Source organism: Pseudomonas sp. RGM2987 (assembly GCF_022952855.1).
Classification (GTDB): Bacteria; Pseudomonadota; Gammaproteobacteria; order Pseudomonadales; family Pseudomonadaceae; genus Aquipseudomonas.
The window spans coordinates 1-15948 of record NZ_JALJDX010000122.1 but is presented as its reverse complement, the minus strand read 5'-3'; the positions used below and the strand labels follow the sequence as shown (position 1 = coordinate 15948).

Annotated in this window: 15 protein-coding genes; 6 read left to right on the top strand and 9 right to left on the bottom strand. The window is 61.7% G+C overall.

From position 1 onward, the window contains the following. Window positions 1-77: 77 nt before the first annotated feature. The 3 genes from RGM2987_RS03220 to RGM2987_RS03210 all read right to left on the bottom strand — a co-directional run bounded on the left by RGM2987_RS03220 (window position 78) and on the right by RGM2987_RS03210 (window position 2112). Complete coding sequence (locus RGM2987_RS03220; RefSeq protein WP_245138674.1) at window positions 78-944, bottom strand: DUF6279 family lipoprotein; 867 nt, start codon at window positions 942-944, stop codon at window positions 78-80. Between the two features lie 80 nt (window positions 945-1024). Next, entirely contained in the window at window positions 1025-1735 is a 711-nt protein-coding gene (locus RGM2987_RS03215) for a TorF family putative porin (RefSeq protein WP_245138673.1), read from the bottom strand. A 197-nt stretch (window positions 1736-1932) separates the two neighbouring features. Beyond that, complete coding sequence (locus RGM2987_RS03210; RefSeq protein ID WP_245138672.1) at window positions 1933-2112, bottom strand: hypothetical protein; 180 nt, start codon at window positions 2110-2112, stop codon at window positions 1933-1935. A gap of 336 nt (window positions 2113-2448) precedes the next feature. Here RGM2987_RS03210 and RGM2987_RS03205 point away from each other — a divergent pair, with 336 nt between their 5' ends. Together RGM2987_RS03205 and RGM2987_RS03200 are read left to right on the top strand one after the other, a co-directional pair. Beyond that, entirely contained in the window at window positions 2449-3285 is an 837-nt protein-coding gene (locus RGM2987_RS03205) for a S1-like domain-containing RNA-binding protein (RefSeq protein ID WP_245138671.1), read from the top strand. A gap of 406 nt (window positions 3286-3691) precedes the next feature. Next, window positions 3692-5146, top strand: a complete 1455-nt coding sequence (locus tag RGM2987_RS03200; protein WP_245138670.1) for an NCS1 family nucleobase:cation symporter-1 — start codon at window positions 3692-3694, stop codon at window positions 5144-5146. On the opposite strand, the gene RGM2987_RS03195 is transcribed toward RGM2987_RS03200, so the two are convergent. Further along, window positions 5147-6319 carry an MFS transporter gene (locus tag RGM2987_RS03195; RefSeq protein ID WP_245138669.1) on the bottom strand — a complete coding sequence of 391 codons (1173 nt, stop codon included), beginning with the start codon at window positions 6317-6319 and terminating at the stop codon, window positions 5147-5149. Window positions 6320-6422: 103 nt separating this feature from the next. Here RGM2987_RS03195 and RGM2987_RS03190 point away from each other — a divergent pair, with 103 nt between their 5' ends. Next, window positions 6423-7316 carry a LysR family transcriptional regulator gene (locus tag RGM2987_RS03190; protein ID WP_245138668.1) on the top strand — a complete coding sequence of 298 codons (894 nt, stop codon included), beginning with the start codon at window positions 6423-6425 and terminating at the stop codon, window positions 7314-7316. Window positions 7317-7455: 139 nt separating this feature from the next. Then, window positions 7456-7584: a PA1414 family protein gene (locus tag RGM2987_RS27510; protein ID WP_256222727.1), complete on the top strand. Its 129-nt coding sequence runs from the start codon at window positions 7456-7458 to the stop codon at window positions 7582-7584. A 305-nt stretch (window positions 7585-7889) separates the two neighbouring features. Here RGM2987_RS27510 and RGM2987_RS03185 read toward each other — a convergent pair whose 3' ends face one another. The 4 genes from RGM2987_RS03185 to speB all read right to left on the bottom strand — a co-directional run bounded on the left by RGM2987_RS03185 (window position 7890) and on the right by speB (window position 12465). Then, entirely contained in the window at window positions 7890-9278 is a 1389-nt protein-coding gene (locus RGM2987_RS03185) for a sodium:solute symporter (RefSeq protein WP_245138667.1), read from the bottom strand. Window positions 9279-9515: 237 nt separating this feature from the next. Then, window positions 9516-11027 (bottom strand): cytosine permease, encoded by a 1512-nt coding sequence (locus RGM2987_RS03180; RefSeq protein ID WP_245138675.1) that lies wholly within the window; start codon window positions 11025-11027, stop codon window positions 9516-9518. A gap of 52 nt (window positions 11028-11079) precedes the next feature. Further along, the gene (locus RGM2987_RS03175) at window positions 11080-11505 is read right to left on the bottom strand and encodes a nuclear transport factor 2 family protein (protein ID WP_245138666.1); all 426 of its coding nucleotides are present in this window, start codon (window positions 11503-11505) and stop codon (window positions 11080-11082) included. A 9-nt stretch (window positions 11506-11514) separates the two neighbouring features. After that, window positions 11515-12465: an agmatinase gene (gene speB, locus RGM2987_RS03170; RefSeq protein ID WP_245138665.1), complete on the bottom strand. Its 951-nt coding sequence runs from the start codon at window positions 12463-12465 to the stop codon at window positions 11515-11517. A 343-nt stretch (window positions 12466-12808) separates the two neighbouring features. Here speB and RGM2987_RS03165 point away from each other — a divergent pair, with 343 nt between their 5' ends. Both RGM2987_RS03165 and RGM2987_RS03160 read left to right on the top strand, forming a co-directional pair. Further along, window positions 12809-13702: a LysR family transcriptional regulator gene (locus RGM2987_RS03165; protein ID WP_245138664.1), complete on the top strand. Its 894-nt coding sequence runs from the start codon at window positions 12809-12811 to the stop codon at window positions 13700-13702. Window positions 13703-13709: 7 nt separating this feature from the next. Continuing rightward, on the top strand, window positions 13710-14306 hold the full coding sequence (locus RGM2987_RS03160; RefSeq protein WP_245138663.1) for a DTW domain-containing protein: 597 nt from the start codon (window positions 13710-13712) through the stop codon (window positions 14304-14306). Window positions 14307-14450: 144 nt separating this feature from the next. On the opposite strand, the gene RGM2987_RS03155 is transcribed toward RGM2987_RS03160, so the two are convergent. Then, window positions 14451-15815, bottom strand: a complete 1365-nt coding sequence (locus tag RGM2987_RS03155; protein ID WP_245138662.1) for an HlyD family type I secretion periplasmic adaptor subunit — start codon at window positions 15813-15815, stop codon at window positions 14451-14453. Window positions 15816-15948 lie beyond the last annotated feature (133 nt).

The window sequence follows — 15948 nt, the reverse complement described above, 5'->3', positions numbered from 1 at the left end:
GTGTCAGTCAGCATCATTGTTAACTGATACACCGCTTTCGCGAGCAAGCCCGCTCCCACAGGGGATTTGTGTGGGTCTTATGAGCGTGCCGCCTTCAAACACTTCAAATCAGTGAAATCCTTCTTCACCCCGTCGATTTTCTTCAGCAGTCGTTCGCGCTGCGGCGGGGTGCTGGCGGCCATCAGGTCGATCAACAGACTGCGGGCCTGGGCTTCGGTTTTGTCGTAGGCCTCGCGGTAGGCGGGGGTCCAGAGGCTTTCGCGGTCGACCAGCAGTTGCTCGATGCGTTTGGGAAACTCGGGGCTGTGGCGTTGGGCCACGGCTTCGCTGAATTGGTTCTGCCAGTGGGCGCGGTTGGCGATCCATTGCTGGTTCTGGTCGCCCAGGGCCGTGGACCAGGCCTCCACGCGCTGGCGTTGGGCGATGTTGAGCGGGCCGAGCCAGTCGTTCAGGCGTTTTTCCATGCGTTCGCTGCGTTCCTGGATTTGCTCCTGCAACGTTGGCTTGAGGTATTGCTGCTGGCGTTTGCGCTGGTCTTTCACAAAGGCGGCGTTCATTTCCGCCACTTGCTCATCGCTTAAGCCTTGCAAGAGCTCGACAGCCGACGGAGTGATGGCCCGGGCGGTTTCGGCGATGGCGGCCTTGGCTTCCCGGGTGCGCTGTTGCAGGGCTTCGTCGCTCACCTGGTCGGTTTGCACCATGGTCTTGAGGCGGTCCAGCCAGTCGAGGTAACCGGGCAATTGGGTGGTGCAATGCCAGCTCAGGTGCTCCTTGAGGCGTTCGTTGAACCAGTCTTTTTGCTCGCCGTTGATCTCCAGGTAATCGTTGAGGGTCCAGGGGATGATCAGGTCGAGGTTGCGGTAGGCCAGGCCGATGCGGCTGCACGCGGTGAGCGTGAGCAGCAGGGCGATGAACAGGGTGGTGCGGATCAACCAGCGCGACATGGGCGAGTCCTTGCGAAGCGGAGGTGCTTGTTTGAGCATCGCAGACGCGCAGCAGTTCAGCCGACTTTAATGCGTAACTCTTAGTAAAAGGGGTGGGCCATCTTCAGGGTCAGCAGGCTGTCGCATTCGCTGTTGTGGCCGGAGTATGCCGAGCAACTGCTGCCGCTGAGGCTGGAATCGCTGTAGATCAGGTCCAGGTCGAGGCCTTTCCAGGGGCGGGAAATTTTCAACGACCAGTCGCTGAAACTGCCTACGTAGCCGTTCTCCACCGAGACCGGGGTGTTGAGTTGGTGGGTGGTGTATTTGGCGCTGATCCCGATGCCGAACGGCACGTTGCCGCCCAGGTCGGCGAACAGCGTGCTGTTCTGTTTGTCCGGATCGTTGCTCAGGGCCGCGCCGAAGCGGCTGCCGAGGATGGTCAGGCCGCCGAAGAATTCCTGGCTGTCGAGGGTGTCGGCGGTGGGGTAGCTGTAGTGGATCAGGCCGACTTCGTAGCCCAGGGTTTGGTCGAAGGGTTGTTTAAAGCCCATGTAGGAATCGACTTCAAGATCCGAGGTCAGGCCGGCGCTGGGGGACCATTGGCCGGCGTACCAGCCGCTGTCGTGGCTCAGGTCCAGGCCACCATGGAACGAACCGGTGCTCGATTGGGTGACCAGGCCCTGGGCCATACTGCGGGTAGACGTGGTGCCGAGCTTGAGGTCGAAGTCGCCAAGTTCGCGTTGGAACACCTGCCCCTGGGCGAGGGAGCACGTCAGCAGGCTGGTCGTCAGCACAACAACAGGGAGGCGCATGCTTCACTCCGAAAATAGCGAGGAGCAGGAACGGTAACCAAGCTGAAACGCTTGAGTTAGAGAGGTGCAAGAATACCGGCGAATGCTCGGCGGTGAGGGCCGTTCGTCGATTTATAGGGGAAGAATGGAGCGGGAGGAGGTTTCAGTTCCAAGCGCCTCGAAGCTCAAAGCGCTTTGGGACCAAGTGATGCGGGGGGTTACTTCTTGCCCAGGCTGATCTGCTTGGACGGGCCGAACGTCTGGCCGCTGACGCCTTTGGCAATTTGCTGGATCTCACCGCCGGACTTGAGGAACGCAGCGATCTGGTCGTTGATCGACTCGCTGGTTTCTACGGCTGGAGCTGGCTTTGCTTTGCTGTGGGATGCTTTTACGCGCATGACGGCCAATACCCTATGGATAATTAATGGGGCCAGGCATCGTACAGGAATTACTTGACAATAGCTTGGCAAATATCCGTGGGAATTATCCCGTGGAAAGTGGAACAGCCACCGATTTATCCAGCAATTATTGTCCTAAGCCTCTGTTTTAAATAACAACCGCCTGGAAAATATCTTGCCTGACGTGGACGAAACGAGCCGCGATCCGCCTGACGAATGGCCGCACCCTGAAGGAAAACCCAGGAAAATCAATGCCTGCGCAGGGGGCGCCGAGGCGACCACGAATCTCGCCGCAAAACCGGGTAGAATGCCGCCCACGCAATGAGGGTATTGGAAATGGCTTTAGTCGGGCGCTACAACAGTTTGCAAGTGGTTAAACACACTAACTTCGGCTTATATCTGGACGGCGGTGCGGACGGCGAAATATTGCTGCCTAATCGTTATATCCCCAAAGATATTCCCAGCGAAGATGAAGACTGGCTCAATGTTTTTATTTATCTGGACAGCGACGACAAACTGATCGCGACCACGGAAAAACCCAAGGTCCAGGTCGGCGAATTTGCCAGTCTGAAAGTGGTTGAAGTCAACAGCATCGGCGTGTTCCTCGACTGGGGCCTGCCCAAGGACCTGCTGCTGCCGTACTCCGAAGAAAAACGCCAGATGCACGCCGGCGAATACTGCGTGGTGCACGTCTACCTCGACAAACACACCCGCCGCATCACCGCCACGGCGCGCCTGGACCGTTATCTGGACAAGACGCCGGCCAACTACACGGCGGGGCAGGAAGTTGATTTGCTGGTTGCCGAAGCCACCGACATGGGCTTCAAGGCGATCATCAATAACAAGCACTGGGGACTTATCCACAAGAACGAAATCTTCAAGTTCATGCGCGTCGGCATGCGCGAGAAGGGGTTCATCAAGGAAGTCCGTCCGGACGGCAAGATCAGCCTCAGCCTGCAGCCGGTGGGCCAGGAAGCCGCCACCAGCCTGAACGCCAAGATCCTCGCCAGGTTGCGTGAGAGCAACGGTACCCTGCCAGTCAGTGACAAGAGCGATCCGGCACTGATCAGCAGCCTGTTTGGCGTAAGCAAGGGCAACTTCAAGAAAGCCATTGGTGCGTTGTACAAGAATGGGCAGATTGTGATTCATGCGGATCGGATTGAGTTGAGCTGACCTGCCGCAACTCTCGCAGCCGTAAAGACCCAGTGGCGAGGGAGCTTGCTCCCGCTGGACTGCGAAGCAGCCCCAAAAAGGGTCTACTCCAATTAGTCTGACCCATCGGAGAACAGCCTGAAGGGGGTTGCTTCGCAACCCTGCGGGAGCAAGCTCCCTCGCCACGGAAATCTTCGCTGTATACAAAAAATCCTGCACCTTTAGCATGCACCCTCGCCCTGTTCGTGGGCGCGTGCCGGCTTCTGCCTGGCTTAAAACCTCGCCACACGGCGCGGTTTGTCTCACATCCAGCACCTATGGCACGCATTCTGCGTAGCGCTTCGTATACAAACCATGCCGGCTCCCGTGCGCAGTATGGTGAGCAGCTTGGTCCGGGGGCTCGGCGGTACTCATAAGGAGCCCCGCAATGTCCGAGCAATTGCCCAATGGCTACAGCCCTCGCCTCTATAACGAAGACCTGGGCCCGCTGCCGCAGAAATGGAATTGGTACAACATCTTCGCGTTCTGGATGAGTGACGTGCACAGCGTCGGCGGGTATGTGTTTGCCGCGAGTCTGTTCGCGTTGGGGCTGGCGAGTTGGCAGGTGTTGATTGCCTTGTTGGGTGGCATTTGCATTGTGCAACTGATCGCCAACCTGGTCGCCAGGCCGAGCCAGCAGGCGGCGGTGCCGTATCCGGTGATCTGTCGGCTGGCGTTCGGGGTGTTCGGAGCGAATATCCCGGCGGTCATCCGCGGCTTGATCGCCGTGGCCTGGTACGGGATCCAGACGTACCTGGCGTCCAGTGCGCTGATCATTGTGGTGCTACGGTTTTTTCCTTCGATGGAAGTCTACGCCGCGCCGCATTTTGCCGGTTTGTCCTACCTGGGCTGGTTCGGTTTCCTCAGCTTGTGGTTTGTCCAGGCGTTGGTGTTCTGGGCGGGCATGGAGTCGATCCGGCGTTTCATCGACTGGGCCGGGCCAGTGGTCTATGCGGTGATGTTCCTGTTGGCGGGTTGGATCGTGTGGAAGGCTGGTTGGAGCAACATCAGCTTCACCCTGGCGGAAAAGTCCCTGTCCGGCTGGCAGGCGTTCGGCCAAGTGATTGTCGCCACGGCCCTGGTGGTGTCGTACTTTTCCGGCCCGACCCTGAATTTCGGCGATTTCAGTCGCTACTGCCGGAGCATGTCTGACGTGCGCCGGGGCAATTTCTGGGGCTTGCCGGTGAATTTCCTGGCGTTCTCGCTGGTCACGGTGGTGATTGTATCCGGGACCCTACCAGTGTTCGGCGAAATGCTTCATGACCCGATCGCCACGGTTGCACGCATCGACAACAGTGTGGCGGTACTTCTCGGGGCCTTCGCCTTCGTGACCGCGACGGTCGGCATCAACATCGTCGCGAACTTCGTGTCGCCGGCGTTTGACTTCGCCAACGTCGCACCCAGCAAGATCAGCTGGCGCGCCGGTGGCATGATCGCGGCGGTGGCCTCGATCTTCATCACGCCGTGGAACCTGTTCAACAACCCTGAAGTGATCCACTACACCCTGGACGTGCTGGCGGCCTTCATCGGCCCGCTGTTCGGCATCTTGCTGGTGGATTACTACCTGATCAAAAAACAGCAGATCGATGTGGATGCGCTGTTCAATGACGGGCCGAGCGGGCGCTATTACTACAGTGGCGGCATCAACTGGACGGCGGTCAAGGCGCTGATTCCCGCAACGCTGATGGGCGTGGCGATTACTTTCACGCCATTGCTGCAACCGATGGCCAATTTCGCTTGGTTCACCGGTTGCTTCCTCGGCGGGGCGTTGTACTTCGCCTTGGCCCGGCGCGAGCTGGCCATGCCGCCGAAGCCGTCATTCAGCCCGGCCGGCCAGGCCTGATCAGCGCAGGGCAGTTTGAGCGCAAGGGTTCGTTGCGCGCTGGCCGGTGGGGCGCAATAGCAGCCCGCCGGCCAACACCAGGCCAATGCCGGCAATGATCAACGCCGGTTGCAAGCCGCCGCTGAAATGGCTGCTCAGGGCCGCCAGCAGCGGGCCGCTGAGTTGGCCCACGGCAAAGCAGGCGGTCAACAGGCCGGCGTTGCGCTGGGTAGCGTGGGGCGCCAGTTCCCGCGAGCGCAGCATCACCAGTTGCATGCAGGCCAGGAATGGTGTGCCGCACAGGATGACCCCTAGCGCCAGACCTGAGCCGCTGCCCAACAGACAGGCAAACACCCCGATGGCTTGCAACCACAGCGTACCGATCAGCCAACGACCGGTGGTGCCTGGGTCCGGCCGCCGCAGGCTGACCAGCAGCACACCGAGGGCGGCGGCCAGGCCGAAGCAGGGCCAGAACAGGTCGGCCTGCCATTGCCCGTGGAACTGCGCCGACGCCATCTGCGAGAGGAACGTCGCGGGAATGATGTAGCCCACGCCGTACAAGGCATAAACCACGCCGAGACGGGCAATGCCACGGTTCGACGAGCTGGCGGCCGGGGCTGCAACGGTCGCGGTCGCGGCGGTTTGCGGCAAGATCGGCAAGATCACCAGCAACATCGCCAACGCCACGCCGCCGTACACCAACCACAGCAGCGCGGAACGCTGGCCCAACAGGTTCGAGCCCAGGGCGAGCAACCCGGTCAGGAAAATCCCCAGTCCCGGTCCGGCAAACACCACAGCGCCGAGCCGTGGTCGCCCGGCCGCCGCTGCCAGGGGCTGGCTCAGGGCGGTGATCATCACCAGCACCCAGGCACTCGCCACGCCAGTGCCGAAGCGCAACGCCAGGTGCGGCCAGAAGCCCCAGGCCCAGAACGACGCCAGGGTCAGCAGCACGCACAGCCACAGCCCGCCAAGCAGGCGCCAGCGCACTTGATCCGGGCGACGGGCGAACATCGCGTCGAGCGCGCCGAGGAAGTAACCCAGGTAGTTGGCAGCGGCAATCAGACCGGCGGCCGTCAAGTCGATCTGACCTTCGCCGATTAAATGAGGTAACTGCGGCGTAAGGGCGAAGCGGCCGATGCCCATGGCCATCATCAGCGCGATGAAACTGCCGAGCAGGCGGATTAAAGGTGACATGGTCGTTCTCCAGCGTTGAGGCGAATGACCGTCAGGCTAGGACTGATTGACTTTCATTAAAAATGAATAATAGTGAGTAACTTGTTCTTTTTTGGAGAAGGTCGTGGAGTTCAGCCAATTACGGATTTTCCAGGCCGTGGCCGAAGAAGGGTCCATCACCCGGGCGGCCGAACGTCTGCACCGGGTGCCGTCGAACCTCTCGACCCGCCTCAAGCAGCTTGAAGAGCAGTTGGGCGTGGAGCTTTTCCTGCGCGAGCGTCAGCGTTTGCAGTTGTCACCAGCAGGAAAAGTCTTGCTGGACTATGCGACAAAGCTTTTTGCCTTGCACGACGAAGCCCACGCTGCCGTGCAGGGTGGGCAGCCGGCCGGGGAATTTGTCCTGGGCACGATGTACAGCACGGCGGCGACTCACTTGCCGGACCTGCTGGCCGGTTACCACCGCCGCTATCCGGCGGTGAACCTGCAAGTGCAGTCAGGGCCCAGTGGTGAGTTGTTGGAAGGCTTGCTCACCGGACGGCTTGACGCCGCGCTGGTGGATGGCCCACTGGAGCTGGCGGGGCTGGACGGGGTGCCGCTGTGCGACGAGCGGCTGGTGCTGATCACCGAGGCCGATCATGCGCCGGTGCGCAGTGCGCTGGATGTCCAGGGCCGCTCGGTGTTTACCTTTCGGCGCGGCTGTTCGTACCGCATGCGCCTGGAAGCCTGGTTTGCCCACGACCACGCGACCATGGGCCGGGCGATGGAGATCGAGTCGTATCAAGGGATGCTGGCATGTGTGATTGCCGGGTCCGGGGTGGCGCTGATGTCCGAGTCGATGCTGGCGAGCATGCCGGGCCGTGACCGGGTGACGGTACATCCGCTGGCCGAGCCGTTTGCCGGTGCCACGACCTGGCTGATGTGGCGCAAAGGCATGGTCGGGGCCAACCTGAACGCCTGGATCGAGTTGCAGCAACAGGCCTGGCCGCGAGCGCCACACGTGACGGCGCAATCGGCTTGAACTACAGAAGACGGATTTGGATCAATTCAGTAACAGATCATTGCAAACTGAAGCGAGCATTGCGTAGCACATGGGACTATTATCAACGCGAAGGGGCCACAGATATCTGCCGCTCGCACGACCCTGAGGGGGCACCACGATGAAAGAGAAAATCCAGAACTGGCTTCACGACCTGGGTGTCGCGCTTGGTTTGATCGAGCCACCGATGCAACCGATTCCGATCCGCACCGATGACGAGCAACGCCGCCGCCAACCGCGCCGCCGGTAATACAGCTGAGAATATTAGAGAGATCGCAGTCTCGGGCTGTTTCAAACGAAACAGTCCGAGACTGCGATCTTTTTTTATTTCCGGCATAAGGCCCCCTGTGGCGAGGGAGCTTGCTTCCGCTGGCGCGCGAAGCGCGCCCAAAGCCAGGCTCCCCGGTGTGCCAGACCCAATGAGGTGATTGGATTTTGGGGTCTGCTGCGCAGCCCAGCGGGAGCAAGCTCCCTCGCCACGGAGTGTGTTTATATAAAAAAAGGGTGTGGCCACCGACGCCACACCCTTCGAAGAAAATCGTTTTCAATCGCTGATCAAATTGCCTTGGCCACCACACTCGGTCGCGGCGACAGCAAACTCACCAGCACAAAACTCACCAGCGCCACGCCCAGGCTGTAATAGATCGGCGTGTTGGCGTCCAGGCCGTCCTTGAGCATGAAGAACAGCGCGGTCACAAAACCCAGGGACATACTGCTGATTGCCCCGGCGGTGGTGGCGCGTTTCCAGTAGATGGCGCCGATCAGCGGGATCAGCATGCCGCCCACCAGCAGGTTATAAGCCAGGGTCAGGGCGCTGATCACGTCGCTGACCACCAGCGCGATTACCAGCACCACGGCGCCCATCAGCAGGGTCGCGATGCGGTTCTCGTGGACGTCGCCGCTGCCGCCTTCACGGCCCTGGCGCAGGCGTGGCAACAGGTCCTGCACGACGGTGGTGGAGGCCGCGAGCAGGCCGGCCGCCGCGGTGGACATCAAGGCCGCCAGTGCCGCCGCGACCACCAGGCCGCGAATACCGTTGGGCAGGCTGACTTGGACCACGCTGGCAAACGCGTTGTTGACGTTGGCCAGGTCCGGCAGCAACACCTTGGCCGCCATGCCGATCATCGCCCCGGCCAGGCCGTACAGCACGCAGTACAGCCCGGCGGCGGTGCCGGCCACTTTCGCCACGCCTTCGCTGCGGGCGGTAAACACCCGCTGCCAGATGTCCTGGCCGATGAAGATGCCGAAAAAGTAGATCAGGAAGTAAGTGATGATGGTGTCCCAGCCGATGGCGGTGAAATCGAAATAGCTGGCCGGCAGTTTCGCCACCATCACATCCCAGCCGCCAGCGTCCATGATGGACATCGGCATCAGCAAGAACACCAGGCCCACGGTCATGATCAGGAACTGCACGATGTCGGTGAGGGTCAGCGACCACATGCCGCCGATGGTGGAATACAGCACCACCACGCCGCCGCCCACCAGGATCGAGACCCAGAAGGGCAGGCCGAACAGCACTTGCATCACGGTGCCGATGGCGATGGTCGAGGTGGCGCCGATCATCAGTGCGTAGACCAGCATGATCAGCGCACTGGCGTGGCGCGCAGCCGGGTTGTAGCGGCGCTCCAGCACTTGGGTCACGGTGTAGATCTTGAGCTTGAGCAGCGGCTTGGCGAGGAACAGGCTCAGGCCGACGATGCCCAGGCCGATCGCACCGCACAGCCAGAACCCGGAAATACCATGGACATAACCCAGGCGCACGGTGCCGATGGTGGACGCACCGCCCAGGACCGTGGCGGCCATGGTGCCCAGGTAAAAGCCCGGGCCCAGGTTGCGCCCGGCAACCAAGTAGTCGTCACGGGTTTTGGCGCGACGCATGCCGTACCAGCCGAGGGCGATCATGCCGGCGGCATAGATGAGAACGACGATTAAATCCAAAGCCATGATGGCGTGTCTCCGATTGTTTTTTTTATAGAGGGACGAGGCGGTGCAGTCCCTGGCATTGCTGCCTCAGTGCGAATCTGCCTTTGTGGCGAGGGAGCTTGCTGTGAGGGAGCCTTTGTGGCGAGGGAGCTTGCTCCCGCTGGAGTGCGAAGCGCTCCCCATAGCGATTGCTGCGCAACCGAGCGGGAGCAAGCTCCCTCGCCACAAAAGGCTTCTCGCCGCAGTGTTCACAGCGGTTCAGGCGGCTTGTCCAAGCTCGGCTTTATCCACTGGCGTTGAACCATGGCTACGCGAATCCCCCGGCCCATAAACCGCCGCCGGCTCGGGGAACACCCCCAGCAACACCAGGTACACCACCGAAGCCAGCCCCAGCGTCACCGGCAGGCTGATGTCGATGCCGCCGGCCAGTTCGCCCAGCGGGCCGACGAACTGCCCCGGCAGGTTGACGAAGCACAGTCCCACCAGCGCGCTGGGAATCCACGCTCCCAGGCCGCGCCAGTTCCAGCCGTGGCTGAACCAGTAGCGCCCGCCGGTTTCGCCCCGGGTGAAGACTTGCAGGTCATCCGGGCAGTAGAAGCCGCGGCGTACCAGCAAGCCGATGATCATGATCACCATCCAGGGTGTGGTGCAGGTGATGATCAGTACGGCGAAGGTCGACACGCTCTGCACCAGGTTGGCCGCGAAGCGCCCGATGAAGATGAAGGCAATCGACAGCAGGCCGATCAGCAGTGTCGCCTTGACCCGCGACAGCAGCCGCGGGAACACGCTGGACATGTCCAGCCCGGTGCCATACAGCGAGGTGGTGCCGGTGGACATGCCGCCGATCACCGCGATCAGGCACACCGGCAGGAAGAACCAGCTCGGCGAGACTGCCAGCAGCCCGCCCACGTAGTTGTTCGCCGCGATGTAGTCCGGGGCCTTGATCGCCACGATAGTGGCGGTGGCGAGGCCGAACAGGAACGGGATCAGGGTTGCCAGTTGTGCGGCGATCACGGCCAGCATGATCCGAGGCTTGGGCGTGTTGCGTGGGATGTAGCGCGACCAGTCGCCGAGGAACGCGCCGAAGGAGATCGGGTTGCTCATGGCCACCAGCGAGGCACCGATGAACGCCGCCCAGAAGCCCGGCTGACCGAGGGCGACGGTGCCGGCGAACTGGCTGTCGAAGGTCGGCGCGAAGGCGACGATGCCCAGCAGGAACAGCAGGCTGGCGGCCCACACGGCGATGCGATTGACCCACAGCATGAAGCGAAAACCGTAGATGCACACCGTCAGCACCAGCAGGGCGAACAGGCCGTAGGCCAGGCCCAGGCTCAGGTCGGTTTCCGGCACGCCGACCAGTCGCTTGGCGCCGCCGATCAGCGCATCCCCCGAACTCCACACCGAGAGCGAGAAGAACGCGATGGCGGTCAGCAGCGACAGGAACGAACCGACGATCCGCCCGTGCACGCCAAAGTGCGCACCGGAAGACACCGCGTTATTGGTGCCATTGAGTGGGCCGAACAGGCCCATCGGCGCGAGGATCACCGAACCCACCAGCACCCCCAGCACAATGGCCCAGACCCCGGCCTGGAAGGACAGGCCGAACAGCACCGGGAAACTCCCGAGCACCGCCGTGGCAAAGGTATTGGCGCCGCCGAAGATCAGCCGGAACAGGTCGCCCGGCCCGGCAGTGCGTTCGTGGTCCGGGATCTGTTCGACCCCGTTGGTTTCGATTTGCGTAAGGCTGTTGTCGTTATTGTTATGCATGATCTGCTCCGATCATCGAGGCGCGTTCATCGAATGTGAGCGTCGCCTGACTTGGCTAAGGGGATGGCAGCCCTTCCGGCATTGCGGACAAATGTTCATGGCAGGCCAGCCATCGGCCCTGTTGTTCTTGTGTACGGCTTTCCTGTTTGCGGAACAGGATGGTTTCGCGCTCCTGGCTAACGTGTCGCTCCCCTTGCATGCGCAGCTCGGTGGCCACGTCATGAATGAAAATCGCCACGTCACCCTGCAGGCTGACGAAAGCGTTGCTCGAGGTGCACGAGAGCACCTCGAAGCCATCCTCGGACCGCCAGCGTTCCCACAACGCCTGGTAGGCATCGCGTGACAGCAGGGGCTGTTCGAGGGTGTAGAACACAAAGCTCGCATCGGCCGTGAACGCGCCGAAGTAGGCGTCGCGGTCGTTGCGGGCGAAGGCGGCCACCAGTTCGGCGGCGGCCTTGAGCACTTGATCCTGATCGTTCATGACGGCGCCTCAGCGATGCACCACGCCCGGCAGGACGCAGAGCATTTCGTACAGCAGGTTGGCGCCCAACAGCGAGGTGTTGCCGGTGGTGTCATACGGCGGCGAAACTTCTACCAGATCGCAACCGACCAGGTCGAGGCCCTGGCAACCGCGCACGATTTCGATCGCCTGGATGGTGGTCAGGCCGCCGATTTCCGGGGTGCCGGTGCCGGGCGCCCAGGCCGGGTCGATGCCGTCGATGTCGAAGCTCAGGTACACCGGGCCGCCGCCGACTTTCTCCCGGACTTCGGCCATCAGCGGCGCCAGGGATTTGTGCCAGCATTCTTCGGCCTGGACCACCCGGAAACCCTGGTTACGGCTCCAGTTGAAATCATCGGCGGTGTAGCCCTGGGCCCGCAGGCCGATCTGTACCACCCGGTCGCAGTCCAGCAGGCCTTCTTCGACGGCGCGGCGGAAGGTGGTGCCGTGAGCGATTTTCTCGCCGAACATGTGATCGTTCACATCGGCGTGGGCATCGATGTGCACCAGGCCGACCTTGCCGTGTTTCTTGTGGATGGCCCGCAGGATCGGCAGGGTGATGGTGTGGTCGCCGCCCAGGGTCAGGGGAATGACGTTGTGCTCGAGGATCTTGTGGTACGACTCTTCGATGATCCGCACCGCATCCAGCAGGTTGAAGGTGTTGATCGCCACGTCACCGATGTCGGCGACCGACAGCGAGTCGAACGGCGCGGCGCCGGTGGCCATGTTGTAGGGGCGGATCATCACCGATTCGGCGCGGATCTCCCGGGGCCCGAAGCGGGTGCCGGCGCGCAGGGAGGTGCCGATGTCCAGGGGGACGCCGACAAAGGCAGCGTCCAGGCCGGCAGCGGTGGGTACGTGGGGCAGGCGCATCATGGTAGCGATGCCGCCGAAGCGCGGCATTTCATTGCCGCCCAGTGGTTGGTGAAGAATCTTGTCCACGGGTAGGGCCTCATCGTTTGTTTTAGTTATCAGGGGCCGATTCTGCGAAAAGCCGTTGCGGTGAAGAATCGCTGCGGGCAAATACTTAGTTCAGATTTTTCTAAACTAATATGGGGTAGGGCGATAGACTCCTGTCCAGAGCGGTGCCCACTGTGGGTCCTGATGGATACCCTGTGGCGAGGGAGCTTGCTCCCGCTGGGCTGCGAAGCGGCCCTGAACCAAACACCCCGGTGTGCCAGACAGGTTGAGTTGATTGTTTTGGGACTGCTTTGCAGTCCAGCGGGAGCAAGCTCCCTCGCCACAGGAACGCGGTGGGTTTCATGTATGCAATTTGGAGTCTCCAATGGCCAACGCTCTACCCGACCTGAAACTGCTGCGCATTTTCGCCAGCGTGGTCCGGCACCAAGGGTTCGCCAATGCCCAACAGGAACTCAACCTCTCCACGTCGGCCATCAGCACCTACATGAGCCAGCTGGAATCTTCCCTGGGCCTGGTGCTGTGTCATCGTGGCCGGGGCGGGTTCAGCCTGACCAGCAAGGGCGAGTTATTCCATCAGGAAACCTTGCGTCTTTTGGGCGAGCTCGAAGGATTCGAGCAGTACGCCGCCGCGCTGAAGGGTGAATTGCGCGGCACGCTGAACCTGGGGGTGATCGATTCCACCGTCAGCGACAAGGCCTTGCCGTTCGCCGAAGCCATCGGTGCCTACAGCCAGGAGCATCCGGCAGTGCATTTGCACCTGTCGGTGATGAGCCCGTATGAGCTGCAACTGGGCGTGCAGGACAATCGCCTGGACCTGGCCATCGGTGCGTTCTCTACACGCATGAGCGGGCTGGTCTACATGCCGCTGTACCGGGAGCAGCACTGGTTGTATTGCAGCAATCGCCACCCGTTGTTCACCGAGCGGCGCATCCCCGAGCAAGTCATCACCCAGCAGCGCATGGTCGGACGCGGTTACTGGAGCCAGGCCGAACTGGCCCGCCATGGCTTCAAGCACAGCGCGGCGACCGTGGAAAGCATGGAGGCCCAGTTGATCCTGGTGCTGTCCGGCGCCTACGTCGGTTACCTGCCTGAGCATTACGCTCAGGCCTGGGTCGACAAGGGCGATCTGCGCGTACTGCTGCCGGCGACCTTTGGCTACCAGGCGCCGTTTTCGATGATCATGCGCCGGGGCCGCAGCCGCGAGCCGCTGATCCAGACCTTCCGCGACCTGCTCAAGGCGCAGCTCAACCAGGCCTGAGGTGCCGATGTCCCGAATCCAATGTCCGCGTTGCCAGCGGCCGCAAAGCCATTGCTTGTGTCCGTTGATCCCCAGTCTCGACAGCCGTACCCGCGTGTTGCTGTTGCAGCACCCCAGCGAAGTGAGCCATGCCTTGAACACGGCTCGGCTGGCGGCATTGGGGCTGAACAATGCCGAGTTGATCGTGGGGGAGATGTTCGAGGATTTGCCCGCGCTGCTCAATCAACCGGGATATCGGGCATGCCTGTTGTTTCCCGGCGATGATGCGCAGCCGCTGGGCACGTACGCGCCGTCCGACGATCCGTTGCTATTGGTCGTTCCGGACGGCACCTGGCGCAAGGCGCGCAAGTTGTTGCACCTGAACCCGTTGCTCGCAGCGCTGCCCAGGGTGACCCTGGCCGACGGCGGGGTGTCCCGTTATCGCCTGCGCAAGGCGCCGGGGCCAGGGGCCTTGTCGACGGTGGAGGCGATTGTCCAGGCGTTGCAGGTGCTGGAAGCGCCGACGAGTTTCGAGCCGTTGTTGAGGCCGTTCGAGGCGTTGATCGAGGGGCAGATCGTGGCGATGGGGGAGGAGGTTTTTCGGCGTAATCATCAGAAAAAATGAGGTTGTTCTTGCGGGCCTCTTCGCGAGCAAGCCCGCTCCCACAATGGATCTGCGACGGACACAAATCTTCGTACACCGGAGACTCAATGTGGGAGCGGGCTTGCTCGCGAAGGCGGCCTATCAACCGCGCATTTTCAGAGGATATCAGCGCTCGCGCATCGCCTCAGTCCTGGCCTTCAACACAGGCTTAAGCAGATAATCCAGCACACTTTTCTCCCCCGTGATGATGTCCACCGTCGCCACCATCCCCGGGATAATCAACAGCGGCTTCACATCGCCCCCCAGGTGGTTTTTATCGGTGCGCACCTGGATCAGGTAAAAGCTGTTGCCCTTGTCGTCGGTGATGGTGTCGGCGCCGATCAACTCGAGCTTGGCACTCAGGCCGCCGTAGATTGTGTAGTCGTAGGCGCTGAACTTGACCATGGCTTTCTGGCCCGGATGCAGGAAGGCCACGTCCTGGGGGCGGACCTTGGCTTCGATCAGCAGGTTGTCTTCCAGCGGGACGATTTCCACCATGTCGCTGCCCGGCTGCACCACGCCGCCGATGGTGTTGATCTTCAATTGCTTGATTACCCCGTGCACTGGCGAGACCACGGTGGTACGCGAGACCCGGTCGTCAATGGCGATGCTCGAGGCGGTGATTTTCGAAAGATCGGTGCGTTTCTCGTTGAGGTCCTTGGCGGCCTCGGAGCGGAAGGTCTGTTCCGACTCGTCGATCTTGCTCTTGATCTCGTTGATCGCCGATTCGGCCCGTGGAATCGCCAGGGTGGTGGCATTGAGCGAACCACGGATTTCCACTGCGCTGCGCTTGAGCCGCAGGATTTCCACCGGCGATACCGCTCCGGTACGCACCAGGGGTTCGGACATGTTCATTTCCTGCTGGAGCAGCGCCAGGCTGGAACTGAACTGGCCTTGCTTGGAGCGAAACTCCGCCAGCTCCTGGGTCTTTTGCCGCAGCTGTTCGCTCAGGGTCCGTTGCTCGCTGGCCAAGCGTCGTTGCCGCTGTTCGTACAACGCACGCTCATCTTCGGCTACTTGCGGGGCCTTGGCGCTGACCTCGGCCGAGGGCTTGAACGGCCGGCCCTCGGCCTCGGCCGACAGGCGCTCGACCTGAGCCATCAGCGCGTAGCGGTCGGCCTCGCTTTCGCCCTTGTTCGACAGGTAGCGCGTGTCGTCCAGGCGCAGCAGGGTATCGCCCTTGTTCACCATCTGGCCCTCACGCACGAAAATCTCGGTGACGATGCCGCCTTCCAGGTTCTGGATCACCTGGACCTTGCTCGATGGAATCGCCTTGCCTTCGCCGGTGGTGACTTCCTGGAGCACCGCCAGCTTGGCCCAGACCAGCCCGGTAACGATCAGCCCGGCGGCCAGCCACACCGTGATGCGCGACCGGCGCGGCGAATCCTGCAATGCCGCGCCGGCGGTTTCCGCCATGAACTCGCTTTCGGCGCTTTTGCTGAAACTGCCGAAGTAGCTTCGGTTGGTGGAATCGGGTGTTTGGGTAGACATGGGGCGATACCCCCTCAGTTAAACAACATAAAGTCGAACACAACCTTTGTGGCACTGACGGCCCCTGTGGCGAGGGAGCTTGCTCCCGCTGGGTTGCGAAGCCGTCGTAAAACCTACCGACGCGGTACGCCTG